The 21,609-nt window shown below is 67.7% G+C and carries 17 protein-coding genes and 1 riboswitch; of the genes, 6 read left to right on the top strand and 11 right to left on the bottom strand.

The genetic code is table 11. The annotated features are described in order from the left end of the window. Positions 1-5: 5 nt before the first annotated feature. The 3 genes from BAY61_RS24035 to gltB all read right to left on the bottom strand — a co-directional run bounded on the left by BAY61_RS24035 (position 6) and on the right by gltB (position 7,679). Positions 6-1,397, bottom strand: a complete 1,392-nt coding sequence (locus BAY61_RS24035; RefSeq protein ID WP_091807360.1) for a class II 3-deoxy-7-phosphoheptulonate synthase — start codon at positions 1,395-1,397, stop codon at positions 6-8. Between the two features lie 209 nt (positions 1,398-1,606). Continuing rightward, entirely contained in the window at positions 1,607-3,115 is a 1,509-nt protein-coding gene (locus tag BAY61_RS24040; protein ID WP_091807358.1) for a glutamate synthase subunit beta, read from the bottom strand. Further along, positions 3,108-7,679, bottom strand: coding sequence for a glutamate synthase large subunit (gene gltB, locus BAY61_RS24045; RefSeq protein WP_091807357.1), 4,572 nt, complete (start codon positions 7,677-7,679; stop codon positions 3,108-3,110). Before gltB ends, BAY61_RS24040 begins: the two co-directional genes overlap by 8 nt. A gap of 303 nt (positions 7,680-7,982) precedes the next feature. Next, positions 7,983-8,117, top strand: a riboswitch (cobalamin riboswitch). 83 nt (positions 8,118-8,200) lie between these two features. Here gltB and BAY61_RS24050 point away from each other — a divergent pair. The 5 genes from BAY61_RS24050 to BAY61_RS24070 all read left to right on the top strand — a co-directional run bounded on the left by BAY61_RS24050 (position 8,201) and on the right by BAY61_RS24070 (position 12,966). After that, positions 8,201-9,142, top strand: a complete 942-nt coding sequence (locus BAY61_RS24050; protein WP_091807354.1) for an ABC transporter substrate-binding protein — start codon at positions 8,201-8,203, stop codon at positions 9,140-9,142. Between the two features lie 3 nt (positions 9,143-9,145). Continuing rightward, positions 9,146-10,195, top strand: coding sequence for a FecCD family ABC transporter permease (locus tag BAY61_RS24055; protein ID WP_091807352.1), 1,050 nt, complete (start codon positions 9,146-9,148; stop codon positions 10,193-10,195). Next, a complete protein-coding gene (locus BAY61_RS24060; protein WP_091807350.1) occupies positions 10,192-10,977 on the top strand; it encodes an ABC transporter ATP-binding protein in 786 nt (261 codons plus the stop codon). Before BAY61_RS24055 ends, BAY61_RS24060 begins: the two co-directional genes overlap by 4 nt. A gap of 130 nt (positions 10,978-11,107) precedes the next feature. Then, positions 11,108-11,899 (top strand): SDR family oxidoreductase, encoded by a 792-nt coding sequence (locus BAY61_RS24065; RefSeq protein ID WP_091807348.1) that lies wholly within the window; start codon positions 11,108-11,110, stop codon positions 11,897-11,899. Further along, a complete protein-coding gene (locus BAY61_RS24070) occupies positions 11,896-12,966 on the top strand; it encodes an NAD(P)H-dependent amine dehydrogenase family protein (protein WP_091807346.1) in 1,071 nt (356 codons plus the stop codon). Before BAY61_RS24065 ends, BAY61_RS24070 begins: the two co-directional genes overlap by 4 nt. Here the strand turns inward: BAY61_RS24070 and lgt are convergent. The 6 genes from lgt to BAY61_RS24100 all read right to left on the bottom strand — a co-directional run bounded on the left by lgt (position 12,910) and on the right by BAY61_RS24100 (position 19,289). After that, the gene (lgt, locus tag BAY61_RS24075) at positions 12,910-13,977 is read right to left on the bottom strand and encodes a prolipoprotein diacylglyceryl transferase (protein WP_091807344.1); all 1,068 of its coding nucleotides are present in this window, start codon (positions 13,975-13,977) and stop codon (positions 12,910-12,912) included. The genes BAY61_RS24070 and lgt overlap by 57 nt on opposite strands. Positions 13,978-14,046: 69 nt before the next feature. Beyond that, on the bottom strand, positions 14,047-14,838 hold the full coding sequence (trpA, locus tag BAY61_RS24080; protein ID WP_091807343.1) for a tryptophan synthase subunit alpha: 792 nt from the start codon (positions 14,836-14,838) through the stop codon (positions 14,047-14,049). After that, positions 14,835-16,067, bottom strand: a complete 1,233-nt coding sequence (gene trpB, locus BAY61_RS24085) for a tryptophan synthase subunit beta (protein WP_091807522.1) — start codon at positions 16,065-16,067, stop codon at positions 14,835-14,837. Before trpB ends, trpA begins: the two co-directional genes overlap by 4 nt. 118 nt (positions 16,068-16,185) lie before the next feature. Continuing rightward, positions 16,186-16,995, bottom strand: coding sequence for an indole-3-glycerol phosphate synthase TrpC (gene trpC / locus BAY61_RS24090; protein ID WP_091807341.1), 810 nt, complete (start codon positions 16,993-16,995; stop codon positions 16,186-16,188). Positions 16,996-17,149: 154 nt separating this feature from the next. After that, entirely contained in the window at positions 17,150-17,740 is a 591-nt protein-coding gene (locus BAY61_RS24095) for a Trp biosynthesis-associated membrane protein (protein WP_245865383.1), read from the bottom strand. After that, positions 17,733-19,289 (bottom strand): anthranilate synthase component I, encoded by a 1,557-nt coding sequence (locus BAY61_RS24100; RefSeq protein ID WP_091807337.1) that lies wholly within the window; start codon positions 19,287-19,289, stop codon positions 17,733-17,735. The genes BAY61_RS24095 and BAY61_RS24100 overlap by 8 nt, the downstream gene beginning before the upstream one ends. Before the next feature lie 92 nt (positions 19,290-19,381). On the opposite strand from BAY61_RS24100, the gene BAY61_RS24105 reads away from it, so the two are divergent. After that, on the top strand, positions 19,382-19,996 hold the full coding sequence (locus tag BAY61_RS24105; RefSeq protein ID WP_091807335.1) for a TetR/AcrR family transcriptional regulator: 615 nt from the start codon (positions 19,382-19,384) through the stop codon (positions 19,994-19,996). Positions 19,997-20,009: 13 nt separating this feature from the next. Here the strand turns inward: BAY61_RS24105 and hisI are convergent, their stop codons facing one another. Both hisI and hisF read right to left on the bottom strand, forming a co-directional pair. After that, on the bottom strand, positions 20,010-20,366 hold the full coding sequence (hisI, locus tag BAY61_RS24110; protein ID WP_091807333.1) for a phosphoribosyl-AMP cyclohydrolase: 357 nt from the start codon (positions 20,364-20,366) through the stop codon (positions 20,010-20,012). Next, positions 20,363-21,136 (bottom strand): imidazole glycerol phosphate synthase subunit HisF, encoded by a 774-nt coding sequence (gene hisF, locus BAY61_RS24115; RefSeq protein WP_091807331.1) that lies wholly within the window; start codon positions 21,134-21,136, stop codon positions 20,363-20,365. Before hisF ends, hisI begins: the two co-directional genes overlap by 4 nt. Positions 21,137-21,609: the final 473 nt, after the last annotated feature.

Genomic DNA, 21,609 nt, shown 5'->3' on the forward strand with positions numbered 1-21,609 from the left:
CCCGTTCAGGCCCGCAACATCTCCGCGACGAGGAACGCCAGCTCAAGCGACTGCTGCGTGTTCAGCCTGGGGTCGCAAGCCGTCTCGTACCTGCCGCCGAGGTCGAGATCGGAAATCTCCTGTGCACCGCCGAGGCATTCGGTGACGTCCTCACCGGTCAGCTCGACGTGGATGCCGCCGGGGTAGGTGCCCAGCTTGTTGTGCACCTCGAAAAAGCCCTGGACCTCGTCGACGATGCGGTCGAAGTGCCTTGTCTTGTAGCCGTTGGACGATTCGTGGGTGTTGCCGTGCATCGGGTCGCACTGCCAGATGACCTTGTGCCCCGAGCTCTCGACCTTCTCCACGATCGCGGGCAGCACCTCGCGCACCTTGCCGTTGCCCATCCTGGAGATCAGCGTCAGCCTCCCCGGTTCGTGCCGGGGGTCCAGCCGCTGCACGTACTCGACGGCCTGCTCAGGAGTCGTCGTCGGGCCGATCTTCAACCCGATCGGGTTGGCCAGCAGCTCGGCGAAGGCGATGTGCGCGCCGTCGAGCTGCCTCGTGCGCTCGCCGATCCACAGGAAATGGGACGAGAGGTTGTACAGCTTGGCGTCGGCTTCGGCCGGCCGGTCGAGACGCAGCATCGCGCGCTCGTAGTCGAGCAGCAGCGCCTCGTGGCTGGCGAAGATCTCCGTCGAATGCAGCGAACTGTCCGTGACGCCACAGGCCGACATGAACCGCAGGCCCCTGTCGATCTCGGAGGCGAGCGCCTCGTACCGCTCACCGGCGGGAGAGGTGCGCACGAAGTCCTTGTTCCAGTCGTGCACCTGCGCGAGGTCGGCCATCCCGGCACCGGTGAGCGCCCTCATCAGGTTCATCGCGGCACCCGCGTTGGCGTAGGCGCGGATCATCCTGCCGGGGTCCGGAACGCGCAGCGCGGGCTCGGCGGCGAGCGAGTTGACGATGTCGCCCCTGTAGACGGGAAGGCCGAGGGCGTCGGTGGAGTTGGACCTCGGCTTGGCGTACTGACCGGCGATTCTGCCCACCTTCACGACCGGAAGGCTCGCGCCGTAGGTCAGCACCACCGCCATTTGCAGCAGCGTGCGGAGGTTGGCCCTGATGTGCGGTTCGGTGTTGGACTCGAAGGTCTCCGCGCAGTCACCGCCCTGGAGCAGGAACGCTTCCCCCCTGGCGACCATCGCGAGCCGGTCGCGCAGCCGGTCGATCTCGGCCGGAACCGTGATCGGAGGCACACTCTCCAGTACCGCGCGCACCCTCGCGACGGCGTCGCCGTCGGGCCACTCCGGCTGCTGGGCCGCAGGCCGCGTCAGTGCCGCGTCGAGCCGGTCTCGCAGCTCGGCAGGCAACGGCGGTAGCGAGGGAAGGGTGTCGATGGGGACGTCCACGGTCCAGTTCACCCACCCAGCATACGAAGCCCCGCCGAGAGTCCCGCGCCGACGTGCGAGCAACCAAACGGCGCGCGCTGGATCACGACCGGGCACCGGTGAGAGTTGCCGCTGGTCGAGGGCGCAGTCAGGACCCGAGCTACCCCGAACGTGGAGTCGCGAGCACCGCAGCGGCCGCCCGCGACGTGGCCGGATTCACCCGGCACGGGCAGCCGTACCGGTCAGACCACCGCGAGCGGCAACGCCGTCGGGTGCACCGGCGAAGGCAGATCCGAGGCTCCGGTGAGGTAGTGGTCGACCGCGTGCGCGACCGAACGTCCCTCCGCGATCGCCCACACCACGAGCGAGGCACCCCGGTGCGCGTCGCCGCACACGAAAACGCCAGGCGCCGCCGTCTGCCAATCGGGACCGCAGGACACCGTGCCACGCGGTGTCAGGGACAACCCGAGATCATCGAGCAACCGCATGTGCTCGACGCCCTCGAAACCGATCGCGAACAACACGAGATCGGCCGGGATTTCCTCGACCTCCTCGCTCGTCGCAACCACCTCGCGGCGGCCGGTCTCGCTGTCCTTCTCCACCCTGACGGTCCGCAGTTCGATCGCCCTCACCGCGCCGTCCTCGTCACCGACGAACCGCTTGACCGCGACCGCGAACCGCCGTTCCCCCCGCTCCTCGTGCACCGGGTAGGTGCGCAACAGATAAGGCCAGGTCGGCCACGGCGACCTCTCGTCGTCGCGTGTGGACGGTGGCTGCGGGTATTGGTCGAGCTGGGTCACCGAGAGCGCGCCCTGGCGGATCGCCGTGCCGTAGCTGTCGGCACCGGTGTCCCCGCCGCCGATGATCACGACGTGCTTGCCTGCCGCGTCGATGTCAGGGGGCCCATCGCCCTCGCACTGCTTGTTGGCGGGAACGAGGTGCTCCATCGCGAGATGGATTCCGGAAAGCTCCCTGCCATCGGTGGTCGTGTCGTCCCTGCCCCGCAAGGCACCGACGGCGAGCACGACGGCGTCGAACCGTTCCCTCAGTTCCTCCACCGTGACGTCGACGCCGACCTCGCAGGCGGTGACGAACGTCGTGCCCTCCCTGCGAAGCTGGGCGAGCCTGCGATCGAGAACCTTCTTCTCCATCTTGAACTCGGGAATGCCGTACCGCAGCAGGCCGCCGAGCCGGTCGTCCCGCTCGAACACCGTCACCTCATGCCCGGCGCGAGTGAGCTGCTGGGCGGCGGCAAGCCCGGCCGGCCCGGACCCGACGACGGCGACCCGCTGCCCCGTCGGCACCTCGGACTGCTCCGGCCGCACGTAGTCCAGCTCCCACGCCCGCGCCGCGATGGTCTCCTCGACCCGCTTGATGGCCACCGGCCCGCCCGAGGCAGGCGAAATCGACAACACGCAGCCCGCCTCACACGGCGCGGGACACAACTTTCCCGTGAACTCCGGAAAGTTGTTCGTCGCGTGCAACCGCTCGCTCGCCTCGGCCCAGTCGCCACGCCGCACGAGATCGTTCCACTCCGGAATCAGGTTGCCGAGCGGACATCCCGCCGAACCCGAATGACAGAACGGGATCCCGCAATCCATGCACCGGCTCGCCTGCGTGCGAACCTCCTGGTCGCGTTCCTCCGTGCTCTGCTCCGCGTAGACCTCACGCCAGTCCTGAACGCGCTCGTCCTTCGGCCGCTTCGCCTGCTCGGCACGCTGATACCTCAAGAAACCATTCGGATCAGCCACGGGCCGCCTCCATGATCGCCTCGTCGACGTCCCTTCCCTCGGCGCGCGCGGCCTTGGTCGCCTCGATGACCCGCTGGTAGTCCCTCGGCATCACCTTGCTGAACGCGGCCGAACGACGAGGCCAGTCACCAAGCAGCGACGCGGCGACCGCCGAACGCGTCAGCTCGAAATGCCGCCGCACGACATCCTTGAGCCAGGCGAGTTCGTCGGCCTTCGGAGCCAGCAACTCGACCATGCCTCTGTTGACCTTGCGCTTGTCGAGATCGAGCACGAAGGCGACTCCGCCGGACATCCCCGCCGCCAGATTGCGTCCCGAAGGTCCGAGTACGACGGCCCTTCCGCCCGTCATGTACTCGAAAGCGTGGTCGCCGACGCCCTCGGCGACGATCAGCGCACCCGAATTGCGCACACCGAACCGCTCACCGACCTGGCCCCGCAGGTACACCTCGCCACCGGTCGCGCCGTAGGCGATCGTGTTGCCCGCGATCACCTGACCTTCCGCCGCATAGGGCGCGTCGGGATGCGGCCTGACGACGATGCGCCCTCCGGAAAGCCCCTTACCGACGTAATCGTTGGCGTCGCCGACGAGATCGATGGTCACGCCTGGCGGCAGGAACGCGCCGAGTGACTGCCCTGCCGAACCGGTCAGTCCGATGTGGATGGTGTCGTCCGGAAGTCCCGCGCTGCCGTATCGGCGCGTGATCTCCGAACCGAGCAGCGTGCCGACCGTGCGGTTGACGTTGCGCACGGGAAGCTCAAGCCGCAGCGGATGAGCGTCCTCAAGCGCCGCCTCCGCGAGCTGGATCAGCGTGCGGTCCAGCGCGTGTTCGAGCCCGTGCTCCTGCTCACGCACCTTGCGCCGTGATCCGCCGTAGGGCGTGTCCTCCGGCATCGCGAAGATGGGCGACAGATCGAGTCCGCTGGCCTTCCAGTGCTCGACCGCCTCGTCGACGTCGAGTAAATCGGTCCTTCCGATCAGCTCGTCGAGCGAACGACAGCCGAGCTTCGCCAGATACTCCCGCACCTCCTGCGCCACGAACCGGAAGTAGTTCACGACGTGCTCGGCCTGCCCGGTGTAACGCTTGCGCAGTTCCGGATTCTGGGTCGCGACCCCGACGGGGCAAGTGTCCAGATGGCACACCCGCATCATCACGCATCCCGCGACCACGAGCGGCGCGGTCGCGAACCCGTACTCCTCCGCTCCGAGCAGCGCGGCGACGACGACGTCCCTTCCCGTCTTCATCGCACCGTCCACCTGCACGGTGATGCGGTCGCGCAAACCGTTGAGCAGCAACGTCTGCTGCGTTTCGGCGAGCCCGATCTCCCACGGCGTTCCCGCGTGCTTGAGCGAGTTCATCGGGGACGCGCCGGTCCCGCCGTCGTGACCGGAGATCAGCACAACGTCGGCGTGTGCCTTCGAGACGCCCGCCGCGACCGTGCCGACCCCGAGCGAACTCACGAGTTTGACGTGAATTCTCGCCCGTTCGTTGGCGTTCTTGAGGTCGTGGATGAGCTGCGCGAGATCTTCGATGGAGTAGATGTCGTGATGCGGCGGCGGCGAGATGAGTCCAACGCCAGGTGTCGAGTGCCGCGTGCGCGCGATCCACGGGTACACCTTGTTCGGCGGGAGCTGACCGCCCTCACCGGGCTTGGCGCCCTGCGCCATTTTGATCTGGATGTCGTCGGCGTTGACGAGGTACTCGCTCGTCACGCCGAACCGTCCACTCGCCACCTGCTTGATCGCGCTGCGGCGTTCGGGATCGTAGAGCCGTTCCGGATCCTCGCCGCCCTCGCCGGTGTTCGACCTGCCGCCGATGCGGTTCATCGCGATGGCAAGGGTTTGGTGTGCCTCGGCCGAGATCGAACCATAGGACATGGCTCCGGTGTTGAACCGCGAGCAGATCGACTCGACCGACTCGACCTCCTCGACCGGGATGGGCTTCCTGCCCCCGTCCCTGATGTCGAACATGCCCCGCAGCGCCCCGCCCTCCCTGTTGAGGCGGTTCACCTCGTCGGCATAGGCGCGGTAGGTCTCGTCCCTGCGGGTCTTGCTCGCGTGCTGCAACAGAAAGACGGTCTCCGGCGTGAAGAGGTGCAGTTCGCCCTCTCGCCGGTAGGCGTACTCACCGCCGGTCTCCAGTCCCCTGTGCACCCGCTCCGTCGGGTTGTCGGGGTAGGCCCTGCGATGCCGGATGGCGACCTCCTCGGCGAGCACGTCGAGACCGACCCCGCCGAGTTTGGACGTCGTTCCGGTGAAGTACTCGTCCAGCACGTCCTGTGCCAGCCCGAGACATTCGAAGACCTGGGCGGCCGTATAGGCGCCGACGGTGGAGATGCCCATCTTCGACATGATCTTCAGAACGCCCTTGACGAGCGCGTTCATGTAGTTGCGCACCGCCCGCTCCGGCTCGATGCCGGTGACCGCGCCCTGCGCGATCATGTCCTCGATCGTCTCGAACGCGAGGTACGGGTTGACCGCTGCCGCGCCGAATCCGAGCAGCAGCGCGACGTGGTGCACCTCGCGCGCGTCGCCGGTCTCGACGACGAGCGCCACTCGCAGCCGTTCCTTCGTGCGCACCAGATGGTGGTGCACTGCCGAAACCAGCAGCAGTGAAGGGATCGGCGCCATCCGGTGGTCGGAATCCCGGTCGGAGAGCACAAGCGTGCGGGCACCGGCCTCGATCGCCTCGGACGCTTCCCTGCGCACCCTCTCGACGGCGTCGGCGAGCGCCGCCCCGCCGCCGTCCACCTCGTACAGTCCGGAAAGGACAGTACAGGCGAAACCGGGAAGATCACCGTCGTCGTTGATGTGGATGAGCTTGGCCAGCTCGTCGTTGTCGATCACAGGGCAGGGCAGCTGGATGTGCCTGCACGAAGCCGGTCCCGGTTCGAGCAGGTTCTGCTCCGGACCCATGATGCGGCTCATCGAGGTGATGAGCTCCTCGCGGATCGCGTCGAGCGGAGGATTGGTGACCTGGGCGAAACCCTGCTTGAAGTACTCGTAGAGCAGCCGCGAACGCTGGGAGAGCACGGCGGGAGGGGTGTCGGTTCCCATCGACCCCAACGGTTCCGCTCCGGTCGCGGCCATGGGACCGAGCAGGATCTTCAGCTCCTCCTCGGTGTACCCGAACGCCTGCTGCCTTCGCAGCACGGAGGCATGGGTCTGGGTGATGTGGTCCCTTCCGGTGATCTCGGAAAGACTCAGCAACCCCGCGTGCAACCACTCCTCGTAAGGCGCCTCCGCCGCGAGCCCGGACTTGATCTCGTCGTCGTTGACGATGCGGCCCGCCTCGGTGTCGACGAGGAACATCCGGCCCGGCTTCAGCCTGCCCTTGGCGATCACCCGCTCCGGCGGGACGTCGAGCACACCGGACTCACTGGCCAGCACGACCCTGTCGTCGGTCGTTTGCCACCAGCGGGCCGGCCGCAGACCGTTGCGGTCGAGTACGGCGCCGACGAGGGAACCGTCGGTGAAGGTCACGCAGGCCGGACCGTCCCACGGTTCCATGAGGCTCGCGTGGAACTGGTAGAACGCGCGCCGCTGTTCGTCCATCGTGGCGTGGTTTTCCCATGCCTCGGGGATCATCATCAGCACGGCGTGCGGCAGCGACCTTCCTCCGAGATGCAACAGTTCGAGCACCTCGTCGAAGGAGGCCGAATCGGAGGCTTCCGGCGAACACACCGGGTACAGCCTGGTCAGATCCCCCGGCAGGAGCCCGGATTCCAGCAGCGCCTCACGCGCCCGCATCCGGTTGCGGTTGCCCCTGATCGTGTTGATCTCGCCGTTGTGGGCGACGAACCGGAACGGGTGCGCCAGCGGCCATGAGGGGAAGGTGTTGGTGGAGAACCTGCTGTGCACCAGTGCGATCGCGCTGACCAGCCGCCGGTCTCGCAGGTCGGGGAAGAACGCGGGCAGCTGGGCAGGGGTCAGCATTCCCTTGTACACCAGCGTGCGCGAGGACAGCGAAGGAAAGTAGAGCCCGCAGTCGGCCACCTCGCTCTCGTGCTCGGCCCGCTTGCGCAGGCAGAACGCGAGCCGGTCGAGTTCGACTCCGCTGGGGCCACGGCCGTGCGCGTCCCGCTTTCCCTCGACGAACAGCATCTCGAAGGACGGCATCACCGAGCGTGCGGTGGGACCGATGTCCGCGCCGTCGGCATCGGTGGGGACCTCCCGCCAGCCGAGCACGTCGAGACCTTCCTCCGCGGCGATGCGCTCGACAAGTGCTTTCGCCTTGACGCGCCGGTCTTCGTCGGAGGGAAGGAAGGCGATTCCGGCCGCGTAGTGGTGCGATCCGAACGCGTCCGGTTTCGGGAGGTCGAAATCGACCTCGGCCCGCAACAATTCATCGGGAAGTTGCACCAGGATGCCCGCACCGTCACCACTGGTGGGCTCGGCGCCCGCCGCGCCCCGGTGGTCGAGATTCGTCAACGCGTCGAGACCGTCGGTGACGATGCTGTGAGAGCGGACACCACGGACGTGGGCGACCATGGCCACACCGCAGGAATCCTGTTCCGTCGCAGGATCGTAGAGACCCTGAGGAGACGGAATCGCGGAGAAGATCAAGGGGACCTCCTGCGTCGTCTTCGTGCTCGATAACTGCCGGCACGGGACGACAATGGCCCGCTTATTAGCGCGACCTTAACATCTGCGAAACCTCAGAGCACCGGTTCAGAGTGCTCGATCAGCCCACATCACTGTAACAATCTGGCCGCCGAGAACGACTCAGTTCCGAATGGGGTTCTTGACGGGTGCGCCCGTGATCGGGCGACCGGTAACGCTGTATCGCCCAGCTTACCCGAGGTCCGGAGCGCCGGCCGTGGTTCGCGGTCCAGGCTCACAGGGGCACGGCGGCTTTGCACTGGTAGCGTCCTTCCCGACGTGCGCGGTAGCGAAGTCCGGTGCGAATCCGGCGCTGTGCCGCAACTGTGAGGCCGTGTCGAGGCGATTACCGATCGTCACCAACGGCTGAGCCAGGTCGCCTGCCGCGCGCGCCGACGCCATTCCGCCTCCGGCACAGGGGTGCGGCGTCCTCGGCCGGTAACGGTCGGGCGCGGCCAGTGCCGACCGACCACAACCGAGGGCCCATGTCACGCCTGAGAATCCCACTCCTGCTCCTCCCCCTTTTCGCGGTACTCGCACTGACCGGTTGCGCGGACAGGGAGCCGGAGGGAGAAACCGCATCGTCGGCACAGGGCCAGTTCCCCGTCGAACTGCACCCCGAAGGCGGCAAGGCGGTCACCATCGAGCAGCGCCCCGAACGGATCGTTTCGCTTTCTCCGTCCACAACGGAAACACTGTTCGCGGTGGGCGCCGGTGACCAGGTGGTCGCCGTCGACTCGTTCTCGAACTATCCCGAGGACGCGCCGACGACGTCACTCAGCGGAATCAACGCCGACCCGCAAGCGATTGCCTCCCACAATCCCGACCTCGTGATCGTCGAGTCCGATCTGGACGACAAACTCGGCGACGCCCTCGCGAAGACGGGGACGCAGACTCTCGTGCTCAGCGCGCCATCGACGCTGGAGCAGGCGTACGAGCAATTCCGGCTCGTCGGAAAGGCGACCGGTCACGCCGACGAAGGCGCCGACCTCGCCACGCGCACCAAGGAGGAGATCGACAAGCTGGCCGCCGACGCACCGGAGACCAGCGGGTCGCTGACCTACTACCACGAACTCGACCCCACCTTCTACAGCGTCACGTCGGCGACGTTCATCGGTCAGATCTACGACCTCTTCGGGCTGACCAACATCGCAGACCAGGACGACCCCAACGCCCTCGGTGGCTACCCGCAGTTGTCGGCCGCACACGTCGTGCAGTCCAATCCGGACCTGATCTTCCTCGCCGACACCAACTGCTGCGGGCAGAACGCCGACACGGTGGCGGCTCGGCCGGGGTGGGACACGATCACCGCGGTGAAAGAGAACCGGGTCCACGCGATGGACGACGACATCGCCTCGCGCTGGAGCCCCCGCATCGTCGACCTCGTCCGTACTGTGTCGGACGCCGTCGCGGCGGCAGGCAGGTAGTCGGTGCTCAAACCGCGCAGGGCCGCCGCGGCCACCACCCGGTTGCGGTTCCGGACGGTGCTGATCGGGCTGCTCATCCTCACCGTCGCCGCCGGATTCGCGCTCGTCGCGGGGACGGGCGAACTCGGCTGGCAGCGGGTGCTCGCCGAGATCGGCGCACAGCTCACCGGCGGCACGTCACCCCTTTCGGAAAGGGAAGCGGCGATCGTATGGGAGCTGCGGGCTCCGAGGGTTGTACTCGCGGGCCTCGTCGGCGCGGCGCTCGCCGGAGCGGGCGCCGCGTTCCAGGGCGTCTTCCGCAACCCGCTCGCCGATCCCTACCTGCTGGGCGCGGCGGCCGGAGCGGGCATGGCAGCGACCATCGTCGTCGTGCTCACTCCCGCGGTGACCACCTGGTTCATCGGACCGCTCCCGCTCGCCGCCTTCGCCGGCGCGCTCGGCGGGGTGGGCCTGAGTTACCTGCTCGGCAGGTCGGCAGGAGGGAAGGGGACCGCGACCCTGCTGCTCGCCGGTGTCGCCGTGACCGCCTTCCTCACCGCCATCCAGACCTTCGTGCAGCAGCTCAACACGGACACGATCAAGCAGGTCTACACGTGGACCCTCGGCGGGCTCAACGTCACGAGCTGGCGTGAGGTGTGGGTGGCGCTGCCCTACGTCGTGCTCGCCGCGGTCGTGCTGTGTGCCTGCGCGCGGTTGCTCGACGTGCTCTCACTCGGTGACGCCGAGGCGGCCTCGCTCGGGATCTCGCCAGGCAAGGTCAGGGTCGTCATCCTCGCCACCGCGTCACTGGCCACCGCGGCCGCGGTGGCGGTCAGCGGGCTGATCGGGTTCGTCGGCATCGTCGTACCGCACATCGTACGACTGCTCGCCGGTGCGAGTTACCGCGTGATCGTGCCGATGTCACTCGTGGGAGGGGCGACGTTCCTGATCCTCGCCGACTACGTCGCGAGAACGGCACTGCCGGGCGAACTCCCCATCGGGGTCGTCACCGCGTTCGCCGGAGCACCCTTCTTCGCGCTCGTACTCAGGACAGGCAAGGGGCGATCACTGTGAAGGCACTGCGGCTGCACGAGGTGAGCGCCGGATACGGCGGGAAACCGGTAGTCCACAATGTATCGACCACTGTGGACGAAGGTGGCTGGTTCGCGATCGTGGGACCGAACGGGGCCGGAAAGTCTACCCTGCTCAAGGCCATCGCGGGTCTCGTTCCCCACGCTGGGACCATCGAGGTGCACGGCCGCGCTGCGCGTTCGCTGAGCCGCAGGGAGCGGGCGCGGGAGGTGGGCTACGCGCCACAGAAACCGGCGCTGCCGGAAGGGCTGACCGTCACCGATTACACGCTGCTCGGCCGGACCCCGCACCTCGGCCCACTCGCGAGGGAAAGCGCCGCCGATCTGTCCACTGTGGATGACTCGCTCGCGAGGCTCGACCTCGCCGCGCTCTCCGGCCGCAGGCTCGGCACCCTTTCCGGCGGCGAGGCTCAGCGCGCCGTGCTGGCGAGGGTGCTGGCGCAGCAGACCAGGTTGCTGTTGCTCGACGAGCCGACGACGGGCCTCGACGTCGGGCACGCCCAGACGCTGCTCGAACGACTGGACCGGCTGCGCCGCGAGGACGGGACGACCGTCGTGTCCACGCTGCACGACCTCACCTTCGCCGCGCAGTACGCGGACACCTTGCTGCTGCTCGACAACGGGGAGGTCGCCGCGGAAGGGCGGCCGGAGGACGTCCTCACCTCGGAGCGGCTGCGCAGGCACTACGCCGCCGAAACCGAGGTACTGCTGACCAGCGGCGGCCATCCCGTCGTGGTGCCGCTGCGAGCGGCACCGGAAGCCTGATCCGCGAGTCCCCCACCCAGGACGCCGAGATCCGCACTCAGGCACGCGAGATCCGCGTTCAGGACATCGAGATGCGCATTCGGGTCGCCGAGACCTATGACCACGGACTAGAACGCGTTACAGTTCCGGGGTGATTCTCGATCGTTTCCTGCTGACCGACAAGGTCGCCGTCGTCACGGGAGCCGGGAGGGGCATCGGCGCGGCGACGGCGCTCGCGCTGGCCGAAGCGGGCGCCGATGTCGTGCTGTCGGCCCGGACCGCCGAACAACTCGACAAGATCGCCGACCAGATCGCCGGAACCGGCCGCGGAGCACACGTCGTACCGGCCGATCTGTCCGATCCCGCCGCGGCGGCTGCCCTCGCGGACACCGCGGCCGAGCAGTTCGGCCGAATCGACATCGTCGTCAACAACGTCGGCGGCACCCTTCCCCGGCCGCTGCTGGACACCAGCACCGAGTTCCTCGAAGATGCCTTCCGCTTCAACGTCTCCACCGCGCACGCGCTCACCAGCGCGTCGGTGCCGCACCTGCTCGCCTCCGGTGATGGCTCGATCGTCAACATCTCGTCGATCATGGGCAGGGTCACCGGCCGTGGCTTTCTCGCCTACGGCACGGCCAAAGCCGCGCTCGCCCACTACACCCGGCTCGCCGCGACCGACCTCTCCCCCAAGATCAGGGTCAACGCGGTCGCGGTGGGATCGGTCGCCACGTCGGCGCTGGAGGTCGTGGTGAACAACCCGGAACTGCGGGAGCGGATGGAATCGGCGACCCCGCTGCGCCGCATCGGCGATCCCGACGACATCGCGGCGACCGTGATCTACCTCTGCTCGCGGGCAGGCGGATATGTGACAGGCAAGGTTTTCGAGGTCGACGGCGGCCTCGAAGCACCCAATCTCGACTTCGGTTTGGCGGATCTGACATGACCTATCGCGTCGCGCAGTGGAGCACGGGCAACGTCGGCAAGCACGCGCTCGCGGGCATCGCGGCCCGGCCCGACCTCGAACTGACCGGCTGCTGGGTCTCGGATCCCGCGAAGGCGGGAAGGGACGCGGGCGAACTCGCCGGGCTCGACACCCGGTTCGGGGTCACGGCGACCACCGACGCGGAGGCGGTACTCGCGACGCGGCCCGACTGTGTCGTCTACACGGCGATGGCCGACGACCGGATCATGGAGGCGCTTGCCGATTTGCGGCGCATCCTCAAGGCAGGCTGCAACGTGGTGTCGAGCAGCCCGGTGTTCCTCCAGTTCCCCGAAGGGGTCATCCCGCCGGAGCTGTCCGATCCCGTCCGCGAAGCCGCGAAGGAGGGCGGCGTCTCGTTGTGGGTCAACGGTATCGACCCCGGCTTCGCCAACGACTGGTTGCCGTTGACGCTCACGAGCATCGCCGAACGGGTCGACGAACTGCGCTGCCTGGAAATCCTCGACTACTCGACCTACGACAACCGCAAGGTCCTCTTCGACATCATGGGGTTCGGCTCCGCGATGGACGATCTGCCGCTGCTGCTGCAACCCGGCGTCCTCACGCTCGCCTGGGGCAGCGTGGTGCGCCAGCTCGCCGCGGGACTCGGAACCGAGCTGGACGAGGTGACCGAACACTACGAACGGCTTCCCGCGCCGGACACCTTCGACATCGCGGCGGGCACCATCGACAAAGGCACGGCGGCGGCGCTGCGGTTCGAGATCATCGGTATGCGCGGAGGGAAACCCGCCTGCGTACTTGAGCACATCACGCGGCTGCGCCCCGACATCGGTCCCGACTGGCAGCAGCCGACCGGAAACGGCTGCTACCGCGTTCAGCTCACCGGCGAACCCAATTACACGCTGGATCTCCAGCTCATGGGTTCCGACGGCGACCACAACACGGCTGGACTGAAAGCCACCGCGATGCGGCTGGTCAACGCCGTCCCCGCCGTGGTGGAGGCTTCGCCCGGCCTACTGACCGGGCTCGACCTTCCGCTGGTCACCGGAAGGGGGCTCCTCGGCAGGTGAGTCCTTCTCGTCGGGACCCGCCTCGTCAGTTTCGCTCCTGCCCGTTTCGCCTCTGGTGTCCCTGGTGTCACCGTCGTCATCAGGCTCACCCACCGCGCCACCGAAACCGTCATAGTCGTCGTCATCGCCGTGACCGCGCAGCGTTTCCGGCGCTTCCCTCGGCCCGAACCTGCGGGCGTACACGAAGTACGCGACCGCGCCGGCGAACAGGATCATCGAGGTCCACACGTTGACCCTGAGCCCGAGGATGTGGTTGGCCTCGTCGGTGCGCATCAGCTCGATCCAGAATCTGCCCGCCGTGTAACCGGCGACGTAGAGCGCGAACGCGCGGCCGTGGCCGAGGCGCAGCTTGCGATCGAGCCACACGACGAGCAGCGCGACGCCCAGATTCCACAGCAGCTCGTAGAGGAACGTCGGGTGAACGACCTCAAGCGGGACATCGCTGAGGGCGACCCCGTCGAGCGGGTCCCTGATGAGCGGGTTGTCGGGATCGACCCGCTGGTAGATCTCAAGTCCCCACGGCAGATCCGTCGGACCGCCGTAGAGCTCCTGGTTGAAGTAGTTGCCGAGCCGCCCGATGGCCTGAGCGACCACGATGCCCGGCGCGATGGCGTCGGCAACGGCGGGCAGCGGGATTCCCCTGCGGCGGCACGCGATCCAGGCGCCGACCGCGCCGAGCGCGATCGCTCCCCAGATGCCGAGGCCGCCGTCCCAGATGTACAGGGCACGCACCGGGTCCTTGCCTTCACCGAAGTACAACTGGTTGTCGGTGATGACGTGGTAGAGCCTGCCGCCGATGAGCCCGAACGGCACCGCCCACACCGCGATGTCGACGACCGTGCCCTTGCTGCCACCCCGCTGGACCCACCGCCGGTCACCCCACCAGATGGCGACGATGATGCCGGCGATGATGCACAGCGCATACGCCCGCAGCGGAACGGAGCCGATCATCCAGACCCCGCGATCGGGGCTCGGGATGTTCGCGAGGAAGACAGCCGAGGCGGTGTTCACCGGGTCACCGTAGCGTGTTGCCGCCACGGATCAGCGGTCGAGGGCACCGGAACGGGTACCGAGGCGCACTCAGGCCGTCGTGACCGGCTTGCGCACCCCTTCGGCCAGCTCACCGGTGAGTTCGGCGAGGGCAGAGGGGCCCTCCGCGGCCTTCGACACGAGCGCGGAACCGACGATGACCGCGTCGGCGAACCCGGCTACCTCGGCGGCCTGCTCACCGGAACGCACCCCGAGCCCGACGCCGATCGGCAGGTCGGTGTGCGCCCGCGTGCGGGCGACAAGTCCCTCGGCGGCGGCGCCGACCGTTTCCCTCGCCCCGGTGACCCCCATGACGGCGGTGGCGTAGATGAACCCGCTGCTCGCCTCGGCGGTCAGCGCGATCCGCTCCTCGGAGGAGGAGGGCGCGACGAGGAAGATCCGATCGAGCCCGTGCCGCTCCGATGCCTCCAGCCAGTCACCACCCTCGTCGGGCGTGAGGTCGGGGGTGATGATGCCGAGACCGCCCGCCGAGGCGAGGTCCCTGGCGAACGCGTCGACACCGTAGTGGAAAACGGGATTCCAGTACGTCATGACGACCGCCTTGCCGCCCCGCGCCGACACCGACTCGACGACGTCGAAGAGCTGCCGGAGCCGGAAGCCGTTGCTCAGTGCCGTGTCGGCGGCGGCCTGGATGGTCGGACCGTCCATCACCGGGTCCGAGTACGGCACGCCGACCTCGATGAGGTCCGCGCCCGCGTCGATGGTGGCCGCGATGAGTTCCTTCGAATCCGCGACGGTGGGGTATCCGGCGGGCAGGTAGCCGACCAGCGCGCCCCGCCGCTGCGCCCTCGTCTCCTCGAAGAGTCCGGCCAGCTTGCTCACAGGTCCTCCACGAGCTCGAAGTATCGCGCGGCGGTGTCGACGTCCTTGTCACCACGACCGGAGAGGCTGACCAGAATGTGGGCCTCCTCGCCGAGTTCCTTGCCAAGCCGCATGGCGCCTGCCAGCGCGTGCGCCGACTCGATGGCGGGGATGATGCCCTCCGTGCGGGAAAGGAGCTGGAACGCCTCCATGGCCTCGGCGTCGGTGACCGACTGGTACTCAGCGCGTTCGGTGTCCTTGAGCCACGAGTGCTCCGGGCCGACACCGGGATAGTCGAGTCCGGCAGAGATCGAGTACGCCTCGACGGTCTGGCCGTCCTCGTCCTGCAACAGGTAGGACAGCGCGCCGTGCAGCGTCCCCGGAGTGCCCTCGCCGAGGGTCGCCCCGTGCTCACCGCTGTCGATGCCCTTGCCGCCTGGCTCGAAGCCGACCAGCCGGACACCGGGATCGTCGATGAAGCCGTGGAAGATGCCGATGGCGTTGGAACCGCCGCCGACACACGCCGCGACCGCGTCGGGCAGCCTCCCGGTCAGTTCGAGGATCTGCTCCCGTGCCTCCTCGCCGATGACCCGGTGGAAGTTGCGCACCATCACCGGGAACGGGTGTGCTCCCGCCGCCGTTCCGAGCAGGTAATGCGTGGTGTCCACATTGGTCACCCAGTCCCGCAGCGCCTCGTTGATGGCGTCCTTGAGCGTGCGCGACCCGGTTGTCACCGGGATGACCTCCGCACCGAGCAGGCGCATCCTGGCGACGTTCAGCGCCTGCCGCTCGGTGTCGACCTCACCCATGTAGACGACGCATTCCAGGTCGAGCAGCGCGCACGCGGTGGCCGTCGCGACACCGTGCTGACCGGCTCCGGTCTCGGCGATGACGCGCTTCTTGCCCATGCGCTTGGTGAGCAGCGCCTGGCCGAGCACGTTGTTGATTTTGTGGGAGCCGGTGTGATTGAGGTCTTCCCGCTTGAGGAAGATCCGCGCGCCGCCCGCGTGCTTCGCGAACCGGGGTGCCTCGGTGAGCAGGGACGGCCTTCCCGCGTAACCGGAAAGCAGCCGGTTCAGTTCACCGACGTACTCGGGGTCGAGCCGCGCCTTGTCGTATGCGGTCGACAGTTCGTCGAGGGCGCCCATGAGCGCCTCCGGCAGGTACCGCCCTCCGTAGGGCCCGAAGTGGCCACGAGCGTCTGGATCGTGGTTCGGGCTCCCGTTCTCGCCGTCGGCCTCGGCGGGCACGGTGGTCTCTTCGGGGCTCTTCTTACTCACGTAACGTCCGTTTCCCATCCGGCCGCACCGCGCACACGGGTGTCGCGGGGGCCGCCTTCTGCGCGGGAGCGATCCGGCTCCGCGAAACTCAGCGACTCGGCCTCGGGCACGCTGGATGCGATCCCGCCGTCACCAGTTTAACCAGTGCGCCCTTGGGGTCGTCCGTGGCGACAAGACCCTCGCCGACCAGCACGGCGTCCGCGCCGTGACCCGCGTAGGCCATCAGATCTCCAGGGCCGCGCACACCGGACTCGGCGATCTTGTAGGTCTCCATGGGCAGCCCTGGCGCGAGCCTGCTGAACACGTCCCTGTCGACCTCAAGAGTGTGCAGGTTGCGCGCGTTGATGCCGATCACCGTGGCACCGGCTTCGAGCGCCCTGTCGGCCTCCTCGGCGTTGTGCACCTCGACGAGCGCCGTCATTCCGAGCGACTCGACCCTGTCGAGCAGGGACACGAGCGCGTTCTGCTCAAGCGCGGCGACGATGAGCAGAACCATGTCCGCGCCATGCAACCGCGCCTCGTGGACCTGATAGGGGCTGACGATGAAGTCCTTGCGCAGCAGTGGAATGTCCACTGCTGCCCTGACCGCGTCGAGGTCGGCGAGCGAGCCACCGAAGCGATGCCGCTCGGTGAGCACGCTGATGACCCTCGCGCCCGCTTCCTCGTAGTCCTTTGCCAGATCCGCTGGATCGGCGATCGAAGCGAGGTCACCCTTGGACGGACTGCGGCGCTTTACTTCCGCGATCACACCGATACCGGATTCACGCAGGGCTGCCATGACGTCACGAGGCGCGACGGCCCGAGCGGCCTTGCGCTTCAGTTCGTCGAGTGGCAACGCGGCTTCGCGTTCGGCGAGGTCGGCCCGAACGCCAACGATGATGTCTTCGAGAACGCTCACCGGATGGCTCCGCAAGGAGTTCCGGTCGTAGGTTCACTCGCAAGGTGGCTCACAAAAACCTTCCCCTTCCCGCCGAAATGATGCTAACCCGCGAGACTGCGACGCTCGGCCTCGGGTCGGATTTGTCTTGTCCACCAGTGACAAAGCGGTGAAACTAACTCCGCGTGGTCGGATCCTCTCCTTCCGAAAGGGCATCCCACAGCTCCGTATCGGGGTCTTTCGCCGCCTTCTGCTCCCCCGGCGCGGAATACTTCGCTCCGAGCCTCGGCATCCGGTGCCCCCTCACGACGAGCATCGCACCGCTGAGCACGACGAGCACTCCGGCCGCGGCCGCGGTGGCCGGGCCCCACAATGTCCGGCTCGGTTCTCCTTGCTCCGGATAGCCAGGGGCCCAGCCCGACCACGCGACGTCGTAGGCCGAACCGTCGAAGACCAGGTACAGCGCCCACGCGCCGACGGCGAACAGCAGGACACCGAGCACCCTGCGGATCCAGCCACGCGCACCGAGTACCCCGCCGATCGCAGCAAGCGAGAACAACGCGATCGGCACCTGCCAGGAGACGAGGTCGGATCCGGTGAGGTCGCCGCTGACCCTGCCGTCGACGGTGCGGCCTTCCGGTACCTCGATCCAGACGAGCTGGGAGGAAACCCACAGCGCGATCGCGCTCAGCAGCAACGCGACCACGACTATCCACAGTGGACGCTTGGTTGCCCGTTCGGCCGGTGCCACCGCTCGCTCAGCCAACAGAGGCGTCCGTTGTCGATGCGGGAGCCAGCGTGTTGGCCGCCGCGACGGCGGAAAGCACCGTGCGGGCCTTGTTCAGCGATTCGTTGTCCTCGTACGCCTCGTCGGAATCGGCGACGACACCGCCGCCCGCCTGAACATGGGCGACTCCGTCCTTGACGAGCGCGGTGCGGATCGCGATGGCGGTGTCGGCGTCGCCCGCGAAGTCGAGATAACCGACGACGCCTCCGTACAGTCCCCTTCGCGTCGGTTCGAGTTGCTCGATCAGCTCCATCGCCCGCACCTTCGGGGCGCCGGTCAGCGTCCCCGCCGGAAAACACGCGGCGACGGCGTCGAAAGCCGTTTTGCCGTCGGCGAGCTGGCCGGTGACGGTCGAGACGATGTGCATGACGTGGCTGTACCGCTCGACCGCGAAGAAATCGACGACGTGGACCGTTCCCGGCTTGCACACCTTGCCGAGATCGTTGCGGCCGAGATCGACCAGCATCAGGTGTTCGGCGCGTTCCTTCTCGTCGCTCAGCAGATCCTTGGCCAGTTGCGCGTCCTCTTCCGGATCGGTACCGCGCCAGCGGGTTCCCGCGATCGGATGCGTCGTGGCCTTGCCGTCGCGCACGGTCACCAGCGACTCGGGACTGGAACCGACGATGTCGAATCCTTCGAGCCGCAACAGATACATGTACGGACTGGGGTTGGACGTGCGTAGCACGCGGTACACGTCCAGCGCGTCGGCTCCCGTTTCCATTTCGAATCGTTGCGAGGGAACGATCTGGAACGCCTCACCCGCGTGGATGGCTTCCCTCGCCGCGCGAATCGCCGCGTGGAAGTCCTCCTTCGTCCTCCTGCGCGTGAATTCGGGCGCGGGGCGATCGAATACGGCGTTCGTCGCGGGCGCCGCCGTGGCGAGGCGCGCCGTCATCTCGTCGAGCCTGCGCACCGCGTCGGAATAGGCGGCGTCGACCCGCTCTGGCGAGTCGTCCCAGTTGACCGCGTTGGAGATGAGCGTGACCGTGCCCTCGTGGTGATCGAAAGCGGCGAGATCCGTCGCGAGCAACATCGTCAGCTCGGGGATCTCGATGTCCTTCTCGGCCAGTTCCGGCAGTTTCTCGATCCAGCGCACCGCGTCGTAGCCGATGTAGCCGACCATTCCCCCGGTCAGCGGAGGCATTCCGGGCAGCGGCTCAGTGTGCAGCGCCGCGATCGTCTCCCTGAGCACGGTCAGCGGGTCACCCTCGGAAGGGAGGTTCGCGATCGGAGCGCCGGTCCACACCGCCTTGCCGTCGCGCACGGTGAGCGCCGAAGGGCTGTGCACACCGATGAAGGACCATCGTGACCAGGACTGCCCGTTCTCGGCTGATTCGAGCAGGAAGGTGCCGGGACGGTCACCCGCGAGCTTGCGATAGAGCGCGACCGGGGTGTCGGCGTCGGCGAGCAGGCGCCTGACGACGGGAATGACCCTGCGGCCTTCCGCGAGCGCGCGGAACTCCTCCCGGCCTGGACTCACGACACCGAGACCGGTGGTAGCGGCGTCGAGGGATTGGGCAGTCACCATGTGGTCATTGTGCCGCCGTCCTCCGACCGGCTCGCCACGGGGATAATTCATTGACTGTTGAATTACTTGCCCCGCTCGTTCATGATGGAGGGGTGACAACCTCGAACGACGCTACTCCCGCACGCCGCAGAGGTCGAAGGCCCGCGGGCGAGGACACCAGGACCGCCCTCATCGCGGCGGCGAGAGCGGTGTTCGCCGAGAGCGGTTACGACGGTGCCACCGTCAGGGCCATCGCCGCGAAGGCAGGCGTCGACGCCGCGATGGTGAACCACTGGTTCGGCGGCAAGGAAGGGCTGTTCGCGCAGGCGATACTCAACGTGCCCTTCGACATCATGGAGGTCATCGAGCTGGTGACCCGGGACGGCCCGCACAACATGGGCGAGAACATCGTCCGGACCTTCGTCACCAGGTGGGACGGGGCTGGGGGCGAATTCTTCGTCGCGCTGATCCGCAGTGTCACCACCCACCCAGAGGCACTGCACACGCTCAAGAGCGTGCTCATCAACCGCATCTTCGGCGCGGTCGCCGAAGCGACCGGAAGTGACCAGCCGAATCTGCGGGCCTCGTTGTGCGCGACACAGATCATCGGACTCGGCATGGCCCGCTACGTCGCGGGACTGGAGCCGGTCGCCTCCGCCGACGTGGAAACGCTCGTGCCCGCGATCGCGCCGACGCTCCAGCGTTACCTGACCGGCGACATCGGCTGAAGAGGGCAGCCACTCAGGAATCGTCGGCGAGCAGCACGCGCTCCTCGGTGTCGAAACACGAGTGGGTTCCGGTGTGACAGGCCGGTCCTGTCTGGTCGACCCGCAGCAGCAACGTGTCCCCGTCACAGTCGAACCTGACCTCGCGCACGTGCTGGGTATGGCCAGAGGTCTCACCCTTGACCCACAGTCGCCGCCTGCTGCGGGAGTAATAGGTCGCCTTGCGCGTGCCGAGCGTCCTCGCGAGCGCCGTCTCGTCCATCCAGGCCACCATGAGCACCGACGACGTGTCGTGTTCGACGACGACGGCGCACACGAGGCCGTCCTTCGTCCAGGTGATCCGCTCGGCGATCGCGGGATCGAGCTCGCTCACCTGACCTCGACCCCTCCCGCGCGCAGCGCTTCCTTGACGTCACCGATCTTGAGCTGGCCGAAGTGGAAGACACTCGCGGCGAGAACGGCGTCGGCGCCAGCCTCGACGGCGGGAAGGAAGTGCTCCGTGGCACCCGCTCCCCCGCTGGCGATCACCGGCACGCTGACGGCTGCCCGCGCCATGCGGATCAGCTCGATGTCGAAACCGCTCTTCGTACCGTCGGCGTCCATGGAGTTGAGCAGGATCTCACCGACCCCGAGCTCCTCGCCTCTCGCCGCCCACTCGACGGCGTCGATGCCGGTGCCCTTCCTGCCGCCGTGCGTCGTCACCTCGAATCCGGACGGGGTGGGCCGCCCACCTTCCGGCACCCTGCGCGCGTCGACGGACAGCACGACGCACTGCGCGCCGAACCGGCGCGAGGACTCTCTCAGCAGTTCCGGGCGGGCGATGGCGGCGGTGTTGATGCTGACCTTGTCGGCACCGGCTCTCAGCAGCCTGTCGATGTCCTCCGGCGCACGCACTCCACCGCCGACGGTCAGCGGGATGAACACCTGCTCGGCTGTTCGCCGCACGACGTCGTAGGTGGTCTCCCGCTCGCCTGACGACGCGGTGACATCGAGGAAGGTCAGCTCGTCGGCGCCTTCGGCGTCGTAGGCGCGAGCGAGCTCGACCGGGTCCCCCGCGTCGCGGAGGTCGGCGAAGTTGACCCCCTTCACCACCCTGCCCGCGTCGACGTCAAGACATGGGATGACCCTTACGGCAACGGACATGCCCCCAGCCTATGTGGTCCGCCGCCACCACTTTCCCGGCAGGTACGCGGCTCGGTGAAGACCGCGTAAGGAATCGGGGAGAATTCGTCCCCGAAGCCCCTTTTTCTCACATCGAAACACCCTCGACTCTCACGCGTGACAAAGTCTTTCGCGCGATCGCGCCGTCGCGTTACAGAATGCCCTGGCCGGGCCACCCCGAGAGGCGAGAACCGGGCCAGTGCGTATGATCCTGCGATTATGGGCCGATCCGGACGGCAGGGCGCCGTTTCTCGCCTGGCGTCGTTCGGCATCGACCGGCGGACAGGCGATCACGATCCCGTCCGTGCGGGGTACGACGGCGAGCGAGCCGCCGATTCCACGGGAAAGCACGGCCTCACTCGGATCGGTGACAACCGGGGACAACGGCCCCCATTCGGCCGGTCCCGCCGATCAGGCGGACGGCACGCCGACGATTCGACATCATCCCCACCACG

Origin of the sequence: Prauserella marina (assembly GCF_002240355.1) — a bacterium.
GTDB classification, from domain to species: domain Bacteria; phylum Actinomycetota; class Actinomycetes; order Mycobacteriales; family Pseudonocardiaceae; genus Prauserella_A; species Prauserella_A marina.

What these genes read in the sequence shown, in the direction of transcription:
- BAY61_RS24100 (WP_091807337.1), bottom strand. Translation starts at nt 19,289, where the DNA reads ATGGTGACTGCCCAATCCCTCGACGCCGCTACCACCGGTCTCGGTGTC.
- hisF (WP_091807331.1), bottom strand. Translation starts at nt 21,136, where the DNA reads ATGTCCGTTGCCGTAAGGGTCATCCCATGTCTTGACGTCGACGCGGGC.
- BAY61_RS24070 (WP_091807346.1), top strand. Translation starts at nt 11,896, where the DNA reads ATGACCTATCGCGTCGCGCAGTGGAGCACGGGCAACGTCGGCAAGCAC.
- BAY61_RS24050 (WP_091807354.1), top strand. Translation starts at nt 8,201, where the DNA reads ATGTCACGCCTGAGAATCCCACTCCTGCTCCTCCCCCTTTTCGCGGTA.